Genomic DNA, 20,142 nt, shown 5'->3' with positions numbered 1-20,142 from the left:
CATGGCCGCGACCGGGACCGCCACCCGGACGGCCAACCCGGCAGTCGGCTGGGCCGGTTCGGGCCAAGCCCCCGCCCGCGCCGGCGATACCGTCGACTGGGTGACGCGCTTCGGCCTGGTCATGACGGTGGCGTTGCTGTTCGCCATCTCCGGCGGCATGCTGTGGCTGGTGGGCTACAATTACGATGGCCTGACCGGCAACCCGGCGACCAAGATCCATCCGTCGACCTATCTGCTCGTGCTGGTGTTTGCCTGGCGCGCCTGCACCTTCGGCAACCCGGTCGGCTATATGGTGGCGGTCGCCGACCGGCGGCCGGCCAGCACGCTGATGGCGGTCATCTCGATCGTGCTTTTGGTGGTTGTCGTCGTCAGGCAGCGCCCCGGCATGGCCGGCATGATCGACACTTTCGTGGCGCCGGCGCTGCTGGTGATGATGCTGGCCGAGGACGACGAGAAGACATTTGCTCGGATGCAGACCGTCGTTCACGCCATCATGACCGTGAACGCGCTGCTCGCTCTGTTCGAGTTCGCCACCAAGACGCTGCTCTTCCCCTATCGCCTCGACGGCGAGGTGTTCATGAGCGACCTGCGCTCGACGGCGCTTCAGGGTCATCCGCTGTCCAATGCCACGGTCACCTCGATCTATGTGCTGGCGCTGCTCTCCGGTTCGAGATCCCTGTCCATGCCGCTGCGGCTCGGACTGATCGGCCTGCAATTTGCGGCCCTCGTCGCCTTTGGCGGCCGCTCCGCGATGGTGCTGACCATCGTGCTCGGCGGCTGCTACCTGCTCATCCAGGGGCTGCGCGGCTTGCGCTCGGGGCGCGTCAACCTGCTTGGCGCGGCGCTCGGCCTGATCCTTGCCGCGCTGGTGCCGGTGGTCATCGCGGTCGCGGCGGCATACGGCTTTTTCGATGCGCTGCTCGAGCGCTTCGTATCGGACTCCGGCAGCGCCAATGCCCGGGTCGAGATGTTCGAACTGTTCAAACATTTCGAACTGCGCGACCTGATCGTGGGGCCGGATATCGACCTCATCGAAAGCCTGCGCCGCATCAGCGGCCTCGAACAGGGCATCGAGAACCCGGTCATCCGCATGGTCCTCTATCAGGGCGCCTTCTTCACCTTGCTGTTGTTTGTCGGCTTCGCGCTGTTCATGCACGAAGTGGCGCGCCGCTGCCATGCCGGCATCTGGCTGCTGATGCTGGGCTGGCTGATCCTGCTCAACACCTCCGAAAGCCTGGCGTCGAAGACGACGCTGATGACCAAATTCGTGGTGATCGCGCTGGTGCTGTACCGGCCGGCGGTGATGCCGCGAAGGGCGCCAAGGTAGCGCTGTACGACAGAACGCGACGATTGCCTGTGTAGAACGTGATGTCTACCCCGGCATCCTCAACCCAAGCGCCTCGACCATCGCCGGATCCAGCGCCCGCGTGGTGTCGTCCATCATGCCCATGCCGTCGAAGAGGTCCCAGAAGGCCCAGGGGAAGCCGGCCGCCTCGGCGCTCTGGCGGACGTCGGAAATGTAGCGGGCGCGGTCGGGGTTGGGGGCGGCGGTGTAGCGGGCGTCGGTGCGCAGGGCGCCGAATTCGCCCATGATGACGCGCTCCGGGGCGATGCTGTTCCTGTCGGCCCAGTCGCGCGCCTGGCCGAGATATTTGTCGATGAACCAGCGGTCGGGCCGGGCGTCGAAATAGACTTTCAGCACGCGCTCGGTTTCGGCATAGGCGGCCTGCTTGTCCGCTTCCGGGGTCTCGGCATCCTGCGCCATGCGCGCCCTGACGGAGGCGAGCGTCTGTTCGAGCGAACCGGCGGAGGCCGGCCACGGCACATTGTTCAGCGAACGGTAGACCGGCTCGCGCATCCAGGGGGCGCCCTGGTGGCTGAACAGATAGGGCTCGTAGAAGTGGAAGGTGAACAGGATCGGCTCGAAGGATGCCAGCGGCGCCGGATCGAGTGCCGCCAGCCCGCTCACCATCGAGCCGCAGCCGCCGGTGACGACCAGCGGCAAGGTGCGGGACGACGCCCTGGCCGCTGTCAGCAGGGCTGACTGGACCTGCGACCAGACGTTGGAATCGCAGGATTGCGCCGGTTCGTTGACCGGCTCCAGCGCCACCATGCCTGGGGTGAAGCGCGCCAGCCTGCCGGCAAGCTCGCCGACCAGCGCCCGGTAGAGGTCGAAGGCCGGAGCCTGGGTGCTGGAGAGCATGCGGTCGGGATTCCAGTAATGGGTGGCGCCATTGGCCTGGACGTTGACGATGATGCCGAGACCGGCGTCGAGCGTGGCGGCGACGGCAGCATCCAGCATGTCCAGCAGCTTGCCGCGCGTGGCGGTGTCGGCGGCCAGGAACGGGCCGGGATCGACCGGCAGGCGGATGAAATCGAGCCCGGTTTGGCGTAGCCGACCAAGGTCGTCCGGGGTCGGCACCGGCCGCTGCGACTGGAAGGGCGGCCAGTCATAATCGGTGCGCGGCGCGGGAAATTCGCGTGTCAGCGAGAACCAGGGCCAGGCGTTGACGCCACGGCGGAAACGCCATGCGCCGTTGGCGGCAAGGGCGGACGAGGCGGAAAGTGGCGCCAGCGATGCAGCGGCAGGCACCAGCGCCGTCGACAGCGCGGTGGTGAGAAGCCGCCGGCGCGACCAGCCCGTCATACCGCGCCGGGCGAGGGGCGGTCGATCGCGGCCGTTCTCGCGGCGCTCACGCCGAGAAGCCGGTAGGCCTCATTCTCGTAGGCCAGCAACACATCCTCCCAGCGGAACGCTTCGCGGGCGCGTGTCCTGGCGGCCTCGCCGCAGGCCTTGACCAGCGCGTCGTCCTCCATCGCCTGCTGCATCCGCTCGGCGCAGCTTTGCGTGTCGGTGAAATAGATGGCGGCGGCTCCGGCGACCCATCTGTTGTAGGGATTGTCGTGCGCGATCACCATGTTGCCGGCGGCCAGCGCCTCGACCAGCGACGGGTTGGTGCCGCCGACCGTGTGGCCATGCATATAGGCGCGCGCATGGTATCGCAGCGCCTTCACCGCCGCCTGATCGTAGATGGCGCCGGGCAGGACCACGGAGGCGTTCGCCGCCTTGCGGACCGCGACATGATAGGGGATCTGGTCGGACAGCGTGCCCAGCACCACCAGCTTCATGTCGCGCTTGCGGCTGCAGAAGGCTTCGACGATCGGCAGGATGCTGTTGTCGGGCTCGATCCGCGCGATCGAGATCAGGTATTTTCCGGGCTCGAGGCCGAGCGCGCGCACCGGCGCCTCGGGTGCCGATGTCACCGGATCGGCGCCATAGGCGATGGTGGAAATGGCGCTGCGCGGCCGGCGCGTCGCCAGGTGATCGGCAATGACCGGATGGTCGGCGACCAGCCTGTGCGAAGCCCAGGCGCCGATCCACTCATTGAGCCAGAACCAGGTGCGCGCCGCGCGCCCCCATTTGGGGCGGCGCCACTCGATGCCGTCCATATTGGTGATGACCTTGCGACGCATCAGCCTGAGCCAGCTCAGGAAGACCGCGCCATTGTAGCCGAGCACCAGGCAGACGCCGGGCCGGCGCGCGGCGTCGAGCACGCATTGCCAGTCGAATTCCAGCGTCGCGCGCGGGCCTTTCGAGGCGACCTGGACGTGGATGAGGTCGATGCCGCGCCAGCTGTCGAGGCGCACCCTCTGGTCGACCCGCTCGACCTCTTCCTGGCAGTAGACGCCGACCTTCCAGCCCCGTGCGACCAGGAAAAGCGCCAGTCTCTCGGCGAAGGTCTCGAAGCCGCCATGGGCCGCGGGGATGCCGCGCGTTCCCAGGATCAGGATGGAAGGCTGTTCCGGTTTCATGGCTGCTGGCGCTTTCAAATCCGTCCGACCCGCTGTGGAGGGCTGTCCCGTCTCAAAACCCGGCCCTGCAAAATGCCTGCCAGGCCCGATTCCAGCCATTGTCGCATTCGGGTTGTAAAATATTTGTTCCAGCCGCCGGCGTTGTTTCACTATCGGTCAACTTTCCGAACGTATGTGTACCGAAACGAGGCGATGCCGGGGTCAGTCGGCCCGCGAATGGATATATTAGCCCGGCATGAACCTTGCTGATGGACTTCTGCGCGCCGGAATCGGCGGAAGGCGTGCAGCGTTGGTGTGGTGAACCGGATCCAGATCCGTTTCATGACCGCACTAAAACCAGTGAAGTCCAAAGGGGTGTTGGGCTTGACGTTTCCGGTCGCCGGTATGGTCAGGCGGCGGAATCGTCACACCACCCCTGGCAGAAAGATGCGCGTGAAGATGCGGATTGCCTGCATCCATCAGGGCTACGAACTCTACGGCTCCGACCGCAGCTTCGCGGAGAGCGTGGCGGCGCTGCGCGCCGCGTTTCCGTCGGCCAACATCGAAGTGGTCCTGCCGCGCAGCGGACCGATCGTCGAAATCCTTCAGCCCCATGCCAGCCGCATCGTCTTCGAGCCGCTCTGGGTGCTCAGGCGCCAGGCGATGCTGAGGCTGGCGACCATCGAGATGGCGCGGCTGCCGGTCGCGCTGTGGCGGGCATGGCGGCGCCTCAGCGTTTGCGACCTCGTCTATGTCAACACTTCGATCGTCGCCGATTATGCGCTGGCCTCGCGCCTGCTGCCTTCCAAGGCGCTGCTGCACATTCATGAAATTCCCGAAGGCGTGCTGCGCCGGATCCTCGTCGGGCTCATGCACTGGAGCCATGCCGATCTCATCTTCAACTCGAAAGCGACGCGCGACACGTTCGGCGAACCGCGATCGGCGCGCTCCTATGTCGTCTATAATGGCGTTGCCGGTCCGGCGGCGGCGGAGGCGATGACCTATGACGGCAAGCGCCCGCTGCGGGTGCTGCTGCTCGGCCGCGTCAACCGGATCAAGGGCCAGGAAGTGCTTCTGCAGGCGATCGCCTCGCTGCCGGCCGAACTCAGGTCAAGGATCGAGGTGCGGCTGGTCGGCGGCGCCTTCGAAAGCGTCGAGCGCGAACGCGCCCTGGCGGAACTGGTCGAAACCATGGGGTTGGCCGGACAGGTCAGCGCCTTGCCCTTCATCCCTGACCCTTCGGAGCATTATCGCTGGGCCGACATCGTCACCGTGCCGTCGCGGCGTCCGGAATCGCTCGGCCGTGTCGCCATCGAGGCGATGGCCTATGGCCGGCCGCCGCTGGTGTCGGCGATCGGCGGGCTGGTCGAAGTGGTCGCCGACGGCGAGACCGGCTGGCATGTTCCGCCAGGCAATGCAGCGGCGTTGGCCGCGAAGTTGCAGGAGATCATCCTCGCCCCTGAAACGTGGTGCGGTTTCGTCGCCGCCGGGCGCAAGCGCTACGAGACGGTGTTCAGCGAACCGGTCGCCGCGGCCGCGATCGCGGCGATCGCCGCCGACAAGCTGAAGGCTGCCATTGCAAGGCCGGGCCGGACGGCCAGCACCCGCCAGGTGGAGACAAGGCCGTGAAGTTCCCCCTCCATCTGGTGCGGCGCCTCGTGCTGATGATCGGTGGTGAGGCGATGCAGAGCGGCTTTCATTTCGCCCTCAACATCGCGCTGCTGCACATGCTGTCGGCGCAAGGCTACGGCCTTTTCGCCATCGCCATGGTGATGGGCGGCGTCGGCCTGTCCTACATCAGGTCGCTCACCGCGGTTCCGGCCTCGATATGGATGGGCAAGAGCAGCAACAGCGCCGGCGTCGATGCCCATGACGTGGCCTTCGGATCCGCGGCGCTGGTGGTGTCGCTGCTGATGGCCGTCGGCACGGCTGTGCTGATGCGCCTCCTTGGCGACCCGAGCGGCATTGCGGCCGGCTGCTTCGTCGGTGCCTGGTCGCTGCGCAGCCATATGCGCACGGCATTCTTCGCGCGCCGCCAGCAGGTGATCGTCTCCGTCAGCGACGCGGCCTTCACAATCGCAGGCACCGTGTTCGCCGGCCTGGCGATCTGGTTCGCCGAGGCCGCGCTGCAGACCGTGTTCTATGCCCTTGCCGCTGCCAATGTGATCGGCATCCTCGTCCTGGCCCGGCTGGCGCCGCGCACGCTTCGCATCAGCTTCCGCATGCCGACACGGCGGCGCTACACCAGACTCTGGCGTCAGCTGTGCTGGTCGGCCTTCAGCGCGACCACCACCAACATCCAGGGGCAATGCCTGGCACTGCTGGTCGCCGGCATTGCCGGACCCGCTGCTTACGCGCCGCTGGCGGCGGTGATCGTGCTGTTCGCGCCGCTGCGCATCATCAGTCTTGCTTTCGTCAACATGACCCAGCCGGAACTCGCCAAGCTGATGCGGCGCAATGAAACGCGCCGCGTCTGGTCTCAGGCGAAGATCTGGTCGGTGGTCATGGGGCTCGGCGGCCTGGCCTATGGATGCGCCATCCTGTTCGTCCTGCCGATGATAAAGTCCCAGGCTCTGCAGGATGCCTCGGTCGGGTTCATCGGGCTTTTCGTGACGGCGAATTTTATCCCGATCATGCTCTACATCATGCCCCGCATCGTCCTGGAGATATTCGGTGATTTCCGTATCGTCGCCTTCATCACCATGGGCGGCGCCATCGTCGGGCTGGCGCTGATAGCCATCCTGCTGGCCGTTGCGTCCCCACCATGGGCGCTGCTGGGTTCCGCGGTCTCCGAGACCTTCGTGCTCGCGGCATCATGGTATTTCGCGCACCACCGCATGTGGAACATCGAGCATCCGGACCAGCAGCGTAACAGCCGTTTGGGCTCCTGGCGGCGGGCGCTCACGTTCGCCGCGGTAAAGCGATAGGAGATGGATGTGCCTGGCCAGGCGATGCAAATTGCTGCGGTGGATGACGGCTTGCCCGTGGCGGAAGCCTCCCGTCCCGTGACTGTCCCCGCAAACGATGCCTACACGGCGCGATTGCACACAAGCCTTGAAGCGGTCAGGCCGCTCTGGCTGCGCTTCCAAATGGACGGTGTCTGCACCGCCCACCAGCATTTTGCCTGGGTCGAGGGGATCGTGGCGCGGCTGATGCCGGCAGGCGCGGAGCCGCTGATCGTTGAAGTGAACGACGCGGTGACGGGCGCGCCCTTGATGCTGGTGCCGCTGATGCTGCGCTCGGCCTTCCAGCATCGGGTGATCGAGTGGCTGAGCTGTGGCGTGTGCGACTATTCGGCACCGCTGCTGGCCGATGCGGGTGCGTGGACCGCCCAATCGGCGCAGGCGGCGTGGGCGGCGGTGCGTTCCGTGCTGCCGTCGGCGGATCGCTTCCATATCACGGGAATACCGCAGCAGATCAGCGGCGTCGCCAATCCCCTGGCCTTGCTGACGACCACGCGCGATTCCGTGCAGACCACCTTTGGCCTTGCCATCGACGGCGACCCGGAAACCGTGCTCAAGCGTCTCTGCAGGCCATCTTTCGTCAAGGAATTCGGCAAGGACTGGCGCCGGCTCGAAAGGCTCGGCGATGTGGAACTCGTCCAGGCCGTTTCGCCGGACCAGGTGGAGGAAATCTTCGGCGAACTGGTCCGGATGCGGCTCAGCCGGTTCCGAGAGCTTGGCCGCTTCGACCTGCTGACGCAGGAGGCGGTTGTCGATTTCTACCGCGACGCGGCCATTCAGGGCTTGTCGGACGGTTCGGTGCGGCTCTTCGGGCTGCGCGTCGGCGGCTCCCTGATCGCGGTTCAATATCTGCTTGTCCATCAAGGGACTGTTCATGCTCTCCTGATAGCTATGGACCAGAGCGTCGTGCCCAACGTCTCACCTGGAATGGCGATCATTGGCAGGTTGATGAGGTGGGCACGCGAGCAAGACCTTGGTTATTTCGACCTGTCGGTCGGCAACCAGAGCTACAAGGAACATATGGGCGCCAAGGGTTCGGTTCTTGTGGAACTCCGCCATGGGTACACGATGCGGGGCAGGGCGGCGAGCAACGCCATCGATCTACGCAACCGGACCGAGGCCTTCGTGCGATCCAAACCACGGCTGCTCAACGTGGCCCAGAGACTGATGCGAGGTTTGCGGCGTTCGCGTGGAGGACGTTGAGAGCAGGCCTGAACGGACGGGAGAAGTACGTGGCAGGCCAGGCAGTACGAATAGTCGCGGTGGGGGATGCACCGGACCAACCTCTTTCCCCAATTATCGCCGGTTGGGGCGCCGCCGCGCGCTTTGCCGCGCGGCTGCACACCAGCTTCGATTCCGTAAGGCCGCTGTGGCTGCGCCTCGAGGCGACCGGCGTGTGCACGGGCCATCAAGGCCTTGCCTGGGTGGAAGGGATCGCAACCCGGCTGATGCCCAAAAGCGCGGAACTGCTGGTCGTCGAGGTCAACGACGCCGATACGGGCGCGCCGGTCATGCTGTTGCCGCTGATGCGCCGCCGGGCCATGGGCCATTATGTGATCGAATGGCTGAGCTGCGGCGTGTGCGATTATTCCGCGCCGCTGCTGGCCGATGCGAGACCCTGGACCACGCAGAGCGCCGACGCCGCCTGGGCGGCGGTGCGCGCCGTTCTGCCGCCGACGGACCGCTTCCACATAGCGGGGATTCCGCGGGAGATTCACGGCGTCGCCAATCCGCTGGCGCTGCTTTCACAGGCGCGCGATTCCATCCAGATCGCTTCGAGCCTGGCCCTGAGTGGCGATCCGCAGACGCTGATCAAGCGCATCTGCAAATCGTCCTTCGCCAAGAATTTCCACAAGCACTGCCGCCGTTTCGAACAGATGGGCAAGCTCGATCTGGTCGAAGCCGAGACGCCCGACATGGTGGAGGCGCATTTCGCGACCCTGCTCGAGCTCAGGCTCAACCGCTTCCGCGAGCTCGGGCGCTTCGACCTCCTGACGCAGGCGCCGGTCGTCGATTTCTACCGCAACGCCGCCCTGCAAGGCCTGTCCGACGGCTCCGTGCGGCTGTTTGGGCTGCGCGTCGGTGAAGCCTATCTCGCGGTCATGTACGTGCTTGTCATGAAGGGCACCTTGCACGCGCTTCTGCTCGGGATCGATCAGGACGCGGTGGCCAACGCCGCGCCAGGCCTGACGACGATTGGCAAGCTGATGATGTGGGGAGTGACGCAGGGGCTCGACTGTTTCGACCTGTCGGTCGGAAGCCAGGGCTACAAGCAGCACATCGGCGCTTCGAGCGCGGTGCTGGCAGAATTGTGCGAGGCGGTGACGCTGCGCGGCCGGGGCTCGACGACCTATATCCAACTGCGCGGGAAGACCGAACTTTTCGTGCGCTCCAAGCCCGGGCTGTACAAGGCCGTGCAGGGCGTGATGCGGCGGTTTCGGCGATTGAAGAATTGAAGAATTGAAGAATTGAAGAATTGACGAATTGAAGAATTGGAGAATTGCTGCTCCCGAGGTGGCTTCGGGAGCAGCAATCGCGCGCGACGAGGTGACCGCTCACAGCGCCTCGGTGTCGAAGAGCAGCATCGTCACCAGATCGTCATCCCCGGCGAGTTTGCGCCGGTCCACCGCGCAGGCCCGGCCGATCTCGCTGTCAAAGGCCGTGCGAATGGCCTCCAGGCTGTCGAAATAGAGGATGGCGACCCTGAAAGGTGTCTCGCCAGGCAGGACATTCATGATCGGCTGCCGGCTGATCTCGTAGCGCCGCAGTCCGGGCAATTGCTTGGCCAGCGGCACGTGAATGTCGTGGTAATGGCGCTCGAAGGCCGCCGGATCGGCGGGGGTTTTGTAGATGACAAGCATCTTGGCCATGGTGGTGCTCCCTGTTTGAGGTGACCGCGCCGCGTCGGCGCCGCACCAATGTCGTTCGCCGGGAGCGTATTTCGACAGGGATGCGGGTTTTCGCGAGACCAACGGCATGGGGCCGGCGCCAGAAGATATTCCGCGCATCGCCATCTCGACCGCCGGCCGGTGCCCGCACGGCGATGCGGTTGATCCATGTCAAAGCGGATCGGCGACGACGCTTTTATCTGGTCCACTGTCTTGGGAAGGACACAAGGCGGTGGGTGGTTCCGGGCCGGCAAGCTGAAAACAGCTCCGGTCCGGACTGCCTGCGAGATTTTGCCGGTCCGCGCCGTGTTCATGCCCGAAATTGACAGCAAGGCGTGTCTCCGTCATCCTTGAGCCCAGTCGCCTGATGTGTCAGGGCGACCGAGGGCAGCGTCATGTTCAGTCCCGTCACCGGCCAGAATGCCAAGCGCGCCGCGGTGCGCAAGGCGCTCGACGCCCACAAGGTCTACATCACAGCGCAAAGCTTTTCGGACGGGGCCTACCGCGCACGCGTGCTGGTCGACGGCGAGGCCTATTGGGTGGATGAGTTCCGGCTCGCCCAGCTGCAGCAGGGCCTGTCGCCGGCCGAGCTCGAGCTGACCCCGGCTGCCGACGATTGAGAGCGTGACTTCCATCCGTTCCGGAACGCGGCGGTTGCTCCTGCTTGCCAAGCGCTTCGGTCCTTGACCATGCCCGCTCCCGCCAAACTCAAGACCTATCGCGCCAAGCGCGAATTTTCCAAGACGCCGGAACCGGCCGGCGGGCCGATCACCGGCGACGGCAACGGCTTCGTCGTCCACAAGCATCACGCCACCGCGGACCATTATGATCTGCGCCTGCAGGTCGGCGACGTGCTGAAGAGCTGGGCGGTGCCGCGCGGACCTTCGCTCAACCCGGCCGACAAGCGGCTGGCGGTCGAGACCGAGGACCATCCACTCGAATATATCGATTTCGAGGGCGTCATTCCCGAGGGTGAATATGGCGGCGGGCCGATGATCGTCTGGGACACCGGCACCTGGGCGCCGATGGACGATGTCGAGAAGAGCTTGCGCACCGGCGCTTTCAAGTTCCGGCTGAGCGGCGAAAAGCTCAATGGCGGCTGGATGCTGACCCGCCTGAAGCCCAAGCCCGGCGAGGACGAGAACAAGAAGAACTGGCTGCTGTTCAAGGAGCGCGACCTCGCCGCCGACACGGCGCTGAATATTCTGGAGGCGCGGCCGGAAAGCGTGAAATCCGGCCTGCGCATCGAGGAGCTGGCGGCCGCCGCGAAACCGGCGGCGAAGTCCGCGCCAAAGCCGGGTTCCCTGAAACCCGGCGAACTGCCCGGCGCGGTGAAGGCGCCGGCGCTCAGCCGCATCGAGCCGCAGCTGGCGACGCAGGCGCTTAGGCCGCCGGGCGGCGAAGGCCCTGCCGAGAACACCAACGAACTCTGGCTGCACGAGATCAAATTCGACGGCTACCGCACCATGGCGCATCTGTCCGACGGGCAGGTGCGGCTGATCACCCGCGGCGGCATCGACTGGACGAAGCGCTATGGCGACCTGCCGCATGCCTTCGCCAAACTGCCGTGCCGCGAGGCGATCGTCGATGGCGAGATCGTCGTGCTCGACGCCAAGGGCATCAGCCGCTTCGCGCTGCTGCAGGACGCGCTGGCCGAGGGCGCCGGCAGCAAGCTGCATTTCTATGCCTTCGACCTCCTGCATCTCGACGGCTGGGACTTGCTGAAAGCACCGCTCATCCGGCGCAAGGCGCTGCTGGCCGAGCTGCTTGGCGGGCTCGGGGCGAATTCCGCCATCCAGTTCTCCGACCATGTCGAGGGCTCCGGGCAGGGGCTCTATGACCAGGCGACGGAGCTCGGGCTCGAAGGCGTCATTTCCAAGCGCGCCTCCGCGATCTACCAGAGCGGCCGCACCAAGAGCTGGACCAAGTGCAAGGCGCTGCAGAAGGACGATTTCGTCATTGCGGGTTACACGATTTCGGACGCGGCGGAAGGGCTGGCGGCACTCGGCATGGCCGAGTGGGAGGAAGGCGAACTGCACTATCGCGGCAAGGTCGGCACCGGCTTCGATGCCGAGACGGCAGCCGACCTGCTCGCCCGGCTGGAGCCGCTGACTTCCGGCGCCACGGCGCCGGAAGGCGTGCCGCGCGAGATCATGCGCGAGATGCACTGGGTGAAGCCGCTGTTTTCGGCGCGCATCCATTACGCCAACCGCACGGCGGACAATGCGTTGCGCCATGGCGTATTTCGCGGTCTCAGGGATGTCGGCCTGTCGACGCCGGTCTCGGCCAAGCGCAAGCGGCTGATCTCGGAGGCGGATCTCGCCACCATCTGGGTGACCAATCCGGAGCGGAGGCTGTTCGGCAAGACCGGGCCGACCAAGCTCGACATCGCCGTCTATTACGCGCTGGTCGGCGACTTCATGCTGCCGCACATCCTCGGCCGCCCGGTGTCGCTGGTGCGCTGCCCGACCGGCCTGCCAAAGGATTGCTTCTTCCAGCGCCATGCCTTCACCGGCATGCCGCCCTCGGTGGTGACGTTCCAGGCGACCAATTCCGAGGGCGAGACCAAATCCTACCTCTCGGTCGAGGGGGCAAAGGGCTATCTGGCGCTGGCGCAGTTCGGCGTCGTCGAGTTCCACACCTGGGGCACGCATCGCTTGAGCCTGGACAAACCCGACCAGATCGTCTTCGACCTCGACCCGGGCGAGGGGATTTCCTGGCGCGAAGTGGTGGAAGCCGCCGTCCACATCAAGGGCGAGCTCGAGGGGCTGGGGCTGGTGCCGTTCGCCAAGACGTCCGGCGGCAACGGCATCCATATCACCGTGCCGGTGACACCCAAGCAGAACTGGAAGAAGCTGCACCAGGCGACCAGCGCCATCTCCACGCATCTGGCGGCGACCGCGCCCGACACATTCACCACCACCATGGGCAAGGAAAACCGCAAGAAGCGCATCTTCATCGACTATCACCGCAACGCGCGCGGCCACACTTCCGCGGCGCCTTATTCACTGCGCGCCCGCACCAATCTGCCGGCCTCGACGCCAGTGAGCTGGAGCGACCTGGAGGCGATCGACGCGCCGCAGGACCTGAATTATTCCTCGCTGCCGGGGCTGCTGGAGACGTCGGGCGATCCCTGGGCGGATATCGAGGATTTTGCGCGGGATTTGCCGGTATTCGAGGGGGCGAGGAAGTAGGCGCGAGATAAGGGCCGCCCCGATCGGTGGTCCCGCCAGCGTTTAAAATTCCAGTCCATCGACGCTTCTTACAATTTGAATTATTCTCCCCAACAACCCCTCCAGCGCCCTAAAACACTTCGTCAGGGATTTGCCGGTATCATGCGGGGTCGGTGTAGGATTTCCACGGCGTCAATCGTCCTTCGGACGAAAAGCGCTGAGCAGTATCAGTGCATGGCCGCGTAGGAGTGTATCATGGCGCCCAGGGCAAGTTGGAAGGGTTATCTCAAGCTCAGCCTCGTCAGCTGTCCGGTCCGGCTCTATCCGGCGACGACGACCAGCGAGCGCATCTCGTTCAATCAGCTGCACAAGAAGACCCATAACCGCATCAACATGAAGCCGGTCGATCCCGAACTCGGGCTCGTCGAGCGCTCGGACCTGGTCAAGGGCTACGAGTACGAGGACAAGCAGTACATCATCATCGATGAAGCCGACCTCGACGCGGTGCGCATCGAATCCAACCACACGATGAACATCGAGGCCTTCGTCGACGAGGGCGAGGTCGATGTCATCTATCAGGACGCGCCCTATTACCTGGCGCCGGACGGGGCAATGGCGGAGGAAACCTTCGCCGTGCTGCGCGAAGCCATGCGCAAATCCGGCAAGCTGGCGATCGCGCGGCTGGTGCTGTCCAGCCGCGAGCGGGTGGTAACGATCGGCGCGCGCGAGAACGGCATGTTCGTGTGCACGTTGAGGAACCCGAACGAAGTGCGTGGCACGGCTGAATATTTCGGCAACATCCCGGCAGGCAAACCCGACCCGGAAATGCTCCAGCTCGCCGAAGCGCTGATCAAGCAGAAGGAAACCACCTTCGATCCGAAGGATTACGAGGACCGCTACGAGATCGCGCTGATGGCGATGATCCGCGAGAAGCTCAAGGGTCACAAGCCGATCATCGCGGCCGCGCCCGAGCGCGGCAATGTCATCAACCTGATGGATGCGCTGAAGGCCAGCCTGTCGCAGTCGAAGCCGCCGGCCAAGTCGAAGAGCAAGGCCGATGAAGTGGCGGCCAAGCCCGCCGCCAAGAAGGCGGCAGCGGGTGGCGCGCCTGAAAATCCGCTGAAGGCCAGTCTGCTCAAGGCGGTCGGCAAGAGCAAGAAATGACGGCACCGGCCGTTTCGGTTCCGGGCGCCGTTTTCGGTACCATCGACGCGCTGGCGGCGTTCCCCTTGCGTCTCGCCGCGCGTGAGGTCGAGCGCCAGCACGGCCAGCTCAGGCGCGGCATCACCAGGCGCACGACGCATGTCGTGTTCGGCAGGACGGTGTTGGCCAAGGCCGGATTGACGAAAAGCGGCGACGCCGGGATCGAGCGCCGCGTCGCCGCCGAGCGCGCGGCCGGGCGCACGCTGATCAGCGAGAACGGCTTTTTGCGCCTGCTCGGCCTGATGAAGGCGCCGGAGGCGTCGTCATTGTCGCGGCAATCGTTGATAGAGCAATCCAGGCTGTCGGGCGCGGACCTCGACCTACTCAGCCTGTTCGATGCCTTCGAGCATGACTGCGAACCCTATTCCTTCCGCGACCTGATCCTGGCGCGCAAATATGCCGGGCTGGTTGCCGGCGGCGCCACCTGGGGCGCGATCGCGCGCTCCGTGCACCGCTCCGGCCCGGTCGCCTCGCTCACCGCCAAATCGCTCAATGTCGGCTCGCAGCACGGCCGCCCCGACGCGATCTATCTCGAAGGCGGCCAGAGTGAGCTCGACGGGCAATTGCTGTTCGACCTGGGCGCCGCGGCACAAGGCGACGACACGCTGGAAGATTTGTTCGCCGAGGCCGAAGCGGCCGAGGAGGGCGGCGACCATGATGGTGCCGCCGTGCTCTACCAGCGCTGCCTCGCCATCGACCCCAGCGACGCCATCGCCGCCTTCAACCGCGCCAACTGCCTGCGCGCCGGCGGCCACGCGGCGGATGCCGCGCATGATTATGCCAGGGCGATCAAGCTCGACCCGGCCTTCGTCGAAGCCTGGTTCAACCTCGCCGGGCTGATGAGCGAGCAGGGCCGCGACGCCTCCGCGCGGCGGCATTTGCACAAGGCGATCGCGCTCGACAGGAGCTATGCCGATCCGGTGTTCAACCTGGCCAGGCTGGAATTCGACGCCGGCAATCTGCCCGAGGCGCGGCGGCTCTGGGTGCGGTATCTGGAGCTTGATGCGGAGTCCGAATGGGCCGGGGTGGCCGCCAGGGGCGTGCAGTTCGTGGATATGCAGCTGGCACGGACGGCGGGGTGACCATGATTGGCGAAGGTCGCGATGACAGCAGATCTCCGGCAGGACAGAGGGGGGCGCTGTCCCGCCAACGGATCGGCTCATTTGAGACCGTCTTGCCCGGGAGAGATTTGACTGAAGGCCGGCATTCCTTGGCGCCCCCCTCTGCCCTGCCGGGCATCTCCCCCACGAGGGGGGAGATTGGCAACGTCACTGCGGCGCGAGACGCCCCATGACCAGCTTCCTCTTCGACGGCTTCGACACCGCTCCCGTCACCATCCTGCTCGCGCATGGCGCCGGCGCGTCGATGGATTCGCCCTCGATGACCGCAACCGCCAAGGCTCTGGCTGCGGCCGGCTTCCAGGTTGCCCGCTTCGAATTCCACTACATGGCCGCCCGCCGCTACGGCCACCGCAAGCCGCCGCCGCGTGCCGAGACGGTCAACCCGGAATATATCAAGGCGATCGCTGATCTCAGGGCCAGGGGCGTGACCGGCAAGCTCGTCATAGGCGGCAAGTCGATGGGCGGGCGCGTCGCTTCGATGGTCGCGGACGAGATGTTCGCCAAGGGCGAAATTGCCGGGCTGGTCTGCCTCGGCTATCCCTTCCATCCGCCTGGAAAGCCCGACCAGTTGCGGACAAAGCATCTGACCGGGCTGAAGACGCCGACGCTGATTTTTCAGGGCACGCGCGACGAGTTCGGCACGCGCGACGAGGTGGCGGGTTATGGGCTGTCCGATGCGATCGAGGTGATCTGGCTGGAAGATGGCGACCATGATTTGAAGCCGCGCAAGAGTGTGTCGGGATTCTCGACGGCGGATCATCTGAAGACGCTGGCGGAGACGGTGAAGGGTTGGGCGGGGCGGTTCGCGTCCTGACCCGTCCATGAAACTCGCCACCTTCAACATCAACAACATCAACAGCCGCCTCGAAAACCTGCTGGCATGGCTGGCGGTGGCGAAGCCCGATGTCGTCTGCCTGCAGGAACTCAAGGCGCGCGACATGCAGTTTCCGCGCACCGCGCTTGCCGATGCCGGCTATGGCGCGGTGTGGAAGGGCGAGCCGACCTGGAACGGCGTCGCCATACTGGCGCGTGGCGCGGAGCCGGTGCTGACCCGCGATGCCTTGCCCGGTGACGATGCCGACAAGCAGAGCCGCTATATCGAGGCGGCGGTCGACGGCATCGTCATCGCTTGCCTCTATGCGCCGAACGGCAATCCGCAGCCGGGGCCGAAATTTCAGTACAAGCTTGCCTGGCACAAGCGGCTGGAGGCGCATGCGGCGCAGCTCCTCGACACCGGCCTGCCGGTCGTGCTGGCCGGCGACTACAACATCGTGCCCGAGCCGCGCGACATCTATGCCACGCGCTCCTATGACGACAACGCGCTGGTGCAGCCGGAAAGCCGCGCCGCATTCGCTGCCCTCATCGAGCAGGGCTGGCTTGACGCGCTGCGCAAGGTCTATCCGAAAGAGACGCTCTACACCTTCTGGGATTATCGCCGAAACCGCTGGCCGCGCGATGCGGGCTTAAGGCTGGACCACATCTTGCTGTCGAAGACGCTCGCTCGCCGGCTGAAGGGGGCGGGCATCGACCGCGACGTGCGCGGCGAGGACGGCGCCAGCGACCATGCGCCGGTCTGGGTGGAGTTGAGGTAGGTCGCGCCCTGGTCATCTCCCCGGCGACGTCTGCAGGTTCATCGTGCGTTCGCGCCCGCGCGGCATTCGCTCCGGCGGCCACTCGACTCCGCCGCGGCCTTGCGTAAGATCGGTCGCGGCGAGGGAATTCGATGCGACCACAGCCTGCCAATATCGAGGCCGATGCCGTCATCGGCGGCATCATGAGCCTTGCGCCATGACCAGGGTTGCCGACAGGTTGATGGCGGTGCTGCTGATGGCGCTGGCCGCGGCTTGCCTTGTCCATCTCTATCTCTTGCCGGGCAGCAAGGATTTCGGCCTGACGGCCATGCAAGAGCCTTGGGCGACGCAGATGGCGGTCTTCTCGCTGCTGGCACTCGCCTGCCTCGTCGGCGCGGTGCTGTTCTGGGCCGGGCTGTTGCCGGGGCGGCCGGCACGTCTAGCCGGGACACCGCTGTTCGGCCGCGCGGCCGACGTGCAGGAGACCGGCAGGCCCGGCCTGCGCGCGATCTTCTTCGCCTTGCCGTTGATCGTGCTGGCGGCACTGGCCATCGACCGGTTCGGCCCGTGGGGCGGCGGCGAGGTGACCGCCCAGCCGAATGAACCGAAGGTGGCCGAACCCAAACCCGCCGAGCCGAAGGACCAGGATGTCGCCAGCGCACCACCGGCACCTGAGCCGGGTCCAGCGCCGGCCCCGCAACCAGTTCCGCCACCGACAGCCGCCAACCCGCCGCCGGCACCCGCGCCGCAGGCGCCGGCCGCTCCGCCGGAGGTCGCGGTCATTCCACCGCCGACCGTGGCGCCTTTGCCGCCACCGCCGCCGGCGTCGCCGACGCAGCCCGACGGCCATCGCGACGCGGTCGTCTGGCTTGCGGTGGCGCCGGACGGCCGATCGATCATGAGCGCCAGCACCGATCGTGTGATCAAGCTGTGGGACATTGGCGGCAAGCACCTCATCCGCAACCTCGGCGTCCACAAGGACATGGCGCGCACCGCGCTCTATATGCCCGACGGCGTCAGCGCCCTGACGGGCGGCGACGATGGCGAGATCGTGCTGCGCAAACTTGCCGACGGCGCCGTGCTGCATGTCTTCCAGGCCGGCCAGAATGGCGGCGTCAACAAGCTGGCCATCAGCCCGGACGGCAGGCGCGCCGTCAGCGGGCATGACACCGGCAACGTCATCGTCTGGGACCTCGTCGACAATTCCGTGCTGCATGTGCTGACCGGGCACGACTGGTCGATCAGCGCGGTCGCCGTCTCGCCCGACGGCAAGCAGGCGCTCAGCGGCAGCATCGACGGCACGCTGAAACTCTGGGACATCGAAAGCGGCAGGCAATTGCGCAGCTGGCACGGCCACGAGCAGGGCACCTATGGCGCCGTCTTCACCGCCGACGGGCATCATCTGATCACCGGCAGCGGCGACCTGACGATCAAGGTCTGGGATCTCGACAGCGGCCGCCAGGTGAAGCGCTTCGAGGGCCATGAAGGCACGGTCTATGCGCTGGCGCTGTCGGCCGACGGCAAGCGCCTGCTGTCGGGCTCGCTCGACGGCACGGCGCGGCTGTGGGATATGGAAACCGGCAACCAGATCGCCCTGTTCGACAGCCAGACCGGCCCGATCTACGCCGTGGCTTTCGCTCCGGACGGCACGGTGCTGACCGGCGGCTACGACCGCACCATCAGGGACTGGCCGGCGGCTGGAGGGGATGGCGTGGTGCTGTTTGCCGGCGCGCCGGAGTGAGAGCTGAAAGCAGCTGGAGCGTCAACTGACGATCCGTTGTCGAGCGGAGTCAGTTTATGGCATCACGTCTCCACGGGGTTCGAGGCGAAGCAATATCTCACGCGCCTCGACATCGATTTCTTCTCGTCTGTCATCGTCGCTCGGATAATCCGCCAGTCGGCGTAAATCCTTTTCGAGGCCACGAAGAGTGTCGGTCGGCAATCTCTGCACGATCAAATTGATGCAATGCCACTTTTGAGCCCCATCCGTTCCCTGAAGGACTTGTGAGATCGGATCAATCAGCGGTGGCCCGAGGGTCACAAGGAAATCGGCGAGGGGGCTGGCTGCCGGCCAATTGCTATCGGCTGTCCAATCCAGCAATTCGTCCAAAATCGGTGCTACCGCGGGATAGCCTGCTTTGACAATCAAAGGGATTGAGTCGAGATCGTACTTGTCGCGTGGCAGCAGGCTCTGCAGATCAATCATACAGCTCGCTTTCTGCATCAGTGCTTCATCGAAGAATACCAGAAGGTTGCTGTCAATGATGGCGTGCATGCCAGCCTTTCCAGCATCACGAACGCCAACATAACCGGCACCTTCCACTGTCGCCACATCCGCCATTCCCGTCCTTGACCCTCCCGCCGTCCAAGCTATGGTCGCACCCATGCCAGCACCCAGTCTCATGGCCAACGCGCCGCTCATCGTCATCGACCTCCAGACCGGAATGTTCGACGGCCTGCACGAGCCGCCGATCCACGACGCGCCCGGCATTGCGGAGCGTGCCCGGGCGGTGATCGACTGGGCAAGACGGGATGGACGCAAGGTCGCTTTCGTCAGGCATGATGGACCTGAGGGCGATCCGCTGGCGCCGGGTGAGCCGGGTTGGCCGGTATGGCCCGCTCTTCAGCAAGCCGATCATGAACCGACCTTCGCCAAATCCGTGCGCGATGCTTTCAGCAATTCAGCCTTCGGCGACTGGGTGGTTGGGCAGGGGGCCGGTGGAATTGTGATCGTCGGTGCGCAGACTGATTTTTGTGTCGCGGCAACCGTCAGGGCCGCAATCGCCAGAGGGCTCTGCGTCACCGTGGTTTCCGACGCCCACAGCACGCTGGACAGCGCCAGCGAGAGCGCTGAGCAGATCATCGCCAGGCACAATGACGAATTCGCCGAGGCTGGCGTCAATCTGGTGACGACAAAGGCGCTGGTTGGCGGTTGAAGCGGCAACGACGGTCATGACAGCCCGGCCTGCCGGACGGATCACAATGCCAAGCCATGGTCGACGCGGACGGGGCGGCGCATTGTTGGGGATGGCTGGGCGCCCGCGTCAACCAGGGCGGCTCGTACCGCCGCGATAACACAATGGCACATTGCGGGGCCGCCGAAACTTCCGCGAAAGCGGAATAGGCAAGAGCCGCGGCGCGGATTCGCGCTCTGTCTCGCCGGCACCAGCGGCAATTGCGCGAAACAGTTTCCTTGGCTGCCGCATTGACCCACGGCAGGCGGGCGGCGAGGACTGGCGCTTCAGCAGCGATGGCGCCCATGAGCGAGCAGACGATGAGCGAACAGACGATTTTCCGCAACGCGAAACTGGCCGACGGGTCGCTGGCGGATTTCTTCGTCACCGGCGGCCGCTTCAGCGCCATCGTGCCGGCCGGCAAGGCGCCGCCGGCTGATTTCGCCCCCGTCGCCCCCGCCATCGGCACCCCCGGCA

The 20,142-nt window shown here is 65.6% G+C and carries 17 protein-coding genes; 13 read left to right on the top strand and 4 right to left on the bottom strand.

The window, feature by feature from the left end; all coding sequences use genetic code 11:
* Position 1 precedes the first annotated feature (1 nt).
* A complete protein-coding gene (locus CK226_RS32990; protein ID WP_095794046.1) occupies positions 2 to 1,327 on the top strand; it encodes a VpsF family polysaccharide biosynthesis protein in 1,326 nt (441 codons plus the stop codon).
* Positions 1,328 to 1,372: 45 nt separating this feature from the next.
* Here CK226_RS32990 and CK226_RS32985 read toward each other — a convergent pair whose 3' ends face one another.
* Positions 1,373 to 2,647 (bottom strand): cellulase family glycosylhydrolase, encoded by a 1,275-nt coding sequence (locus tag CK226_RS32985; protein WP_095794045.1) that lies wholly within the window; start codon positions 2,645 to 2,647, stop codon positions 1,373 to 1,375.
* Positions 2,644 to 3,813 (bottom strand): DUF1972 domain-containing protein, encoded by a 1,170-nt coding sequence (locus CK226_RS32980; RefSeq protein ID WP_095794044.1) that lies wholly within the window; start codon positions 3,811 to 3,813, stop codon positions 2,644 to 2,646. Before CK226_RS32980 ends, CK226_RS32985 begins: the two co-directional genes overlap by 4 nt.
* A gap of 438 nt (positions 3,814 to 4,251) precedes the next feature.
* On the opposite strand from CK226_RS32980, the gene CK226_RS32975 reads away from it, so the two are divergent.
* Genes CK226_RS32975 through CK226_RS32960 form a run of 4 tightly spaced genes read left to right on the top strand, consistent with a single transcriptional unit; the run spans position 4,252 to position 9,211 of the window.
* The gene (locus CK226_RS32975; RefSeq protein WP_095794060.1) at positions 4,252 to 5,421 is read left to right on the top strand and encodes a glycosyltransferase; all 1,170 of its coding nucleotides are present in this window, start codon (positions 4,252 to 4,254) and stop codon (positions 5,419 to 5,421) included.
* Positions 5,418 to 6,719: a hypothetical protein gene (locus CK226_RS32970; protein ID WP_179301180.1), complete on the top strand. Its 1,302-nt coding sequence runs from the start codon at positions 5,418 to 5,420 to the stop codon at positions 6,717 to 6,719. Before CK226_RS32975 ends, CK226_RS32970 begins: the two co-directional genes overlap by 4 nt.
* 3 nt (positions 6,720 to 6,722) lie before the next feature.
* Positions 6,723 to 7,958: a GNAT family N-acetyltransferase gene (locus tag CK226_RS32965; protein WP_179301179.1), complete on the top strand. Its 1,236-nt coding sequence runs from the start codon at positions 6,723 to 6,725 to the stop codon at positions 7,956 to 7,958.
* A gap of 29 nt (positions 7,959 to 7,987) precedes the next feature.
* Positions 7,988 to 9,211 (top strand): GNAT family N-acetyltransferase, encoded by a 1,224-nt coding sequence (locus CK226_RS32960; protein ID WP_095775198.1) that lies wholly within the window; start codon positions 7,988 to 7,990, stop codon positions 9,209 to 9,211.
* Between the two features lie 99 nt (positions 9,212 to 9,310).
* Here CK226_RS32960 and CK226_RS32955 read toward each other — a convergent pair whose 3' ends face one another.
* Complete coding sequence (locus CK226_RS32955) at positions 9,311 to 9,625, bottom strand: EthD family reductase (RefSeq protein ID WP_095794042.1); 315 nt, start codon at positions 9,623 to 9,625, stop codon at positions 9,311 to 9,313.
* Between the two features lie 413 nt (positions 9,626 to 10,038).
* Between CK226_RS32955 and CK226_RS32950 the strand changes: the two genes are divergently transcribed.
* From CK226_RS32950 to CK226_RS32920, 7 genes are all read left to right on the top strand, one after another.
* Positions 10,039 to 10,263 carry a hypothetical protein gene (locus CK226_RS32950; protein ID WP_095775076.1) on the top strand — a complete coding sequence of 75 codons (225 nt, stop codon included), beginning with the start codon at positions 10,039 to 10,041 and terminating at the stop codon, positions 10,261 to 10,263.
* A 69-nt stretch (positions 10,264 to 10,332) separates the two neighbouring features.
* Positions 10,333 to 12,837, top strand: coding sequence for a DNA ligase D (gene ligD, locus CK226_RS32945; RefSeq protein WP_095794041.1), 2,505 nt, complete (start codon positions 10,333 to 10,335; stop codon positions 12,835 to 12,837).
* Positions 12,838 to 13,071: 234 nt separating this feature from the next.
* Positions 13,072 to 13,980, top strand: a complete 909-nt coding sequence (locus CK226_RS32940) for a Ku protein (RefSeq protein ID WP_095775078.1) — start codon at positions 13,072 to 13,074, stop codon at positions 13,978 to 13,980.
* The gene (locus tag CK226_RS32935; RefSeq protein ID WP_095794040.1) at positions 13,977 to 15,101 is read left to right on the top strand and encodes a tetratricopeptide repeat protein; all 1,125 of its coding nucleotides are present in this window, start codon (positions 13,977 to 13,979) and stop codon (positions 15,099 to 15,101) included. Before CK226_RS32940 ends, CK226_RS32935 begins: the two co-directional genes overlap by 4 nt.
* 208 nt (positions 15,102 to 15,309) lie before the next feature.
* The gene (locus CK226_RS32930) at positions 15,310 to 15,954 is read left to right on the top strand and encodes an alpha/beta fold hydrolase (protein WP_095775080.1); all 645 of its coding nucleotides are present in this window, start codon (positions 15,310 to 15,312) and stop codon (positions 15,952 to 15,954) included.
* A gap of 7 nt (positions 15,955 to 15,961) precedes the next feature.
* Positions 15,962 to 16,732, top strand: coding sequence for an exodeoxyribonuclease III (xth, locus tag CK226_RS32925; RefSeq protein WP_095794039.1), 771 nt, complete (start codon positions 15,962 to 15,964; stop codon positions 16,730 to 16,732).
* 196 nt (positions 16,733 to 16,928) lie between these two features.
* Positions 16,929 to 18,452 carry a WD40 repeat domain-containing protein gene (locus CK226_RS32920; protein WP_095794038.1) on the top strand — a complete coding sequence of 508 codons (1,524 nt, stop codon included), beginning with the start codon at positions 16,929 to 16,931 and terminating at the stop codon, positions 18,450 to 18,452.
* A 54-nt stretch (positions 18,453 to 18,506) separates the two neighbouring features.
* On the opposite strand, the gene CK226_RS32915 is transcribed toward CK226_RS32920, so the two are convergent.
* Positions 18,507 to 19,052: a DUF5071 domain-containing protein gene (locus CK226_RS32915; RefSeq protein ID WP_245437920.1), complete on the bottom strand. Its 546-nt coding sequence runs from the start codon at positions 19,050 to 19,052 to the stop codon at positions 18,507 to 18,509.
* A gap of 43 nt (positions 19,053 to 19,095) precedes the next feature.
* Here CK226_RS32915 and CK226_RS32910 point away from each other — a divergent pair, with 43 nt between their 5' ends.
* On the top strand, positions 19,096 to 19,647 hold the full coding sequence (locus CK226_RS32910; RefSeq protein WP_095794057.1) for an isochorismatase family protein: 552 nt from the start codon (positions 19,096 to 19,098) through the stop codon (positions 19,645 to 19,647).
* Positions 19,648 to 20,142 lie beyond the last annotated feature (495 nt).

This window comes from Mesorhizobium sp. WSM4311, from assembly GCF_002295115.1.
In the GTDB taxonomy this organism is placed as follows: domain Bacteria; phylum Pseudomonadota; class Alphaproteobacteria; order Rhizobiales; family Rhizobiaceae; genus Mesorhizobium.
Note: the sequence above shows the minus strand (reverse complement) of the source record. Positions and strands in the feature narration are given on the sequence as shown.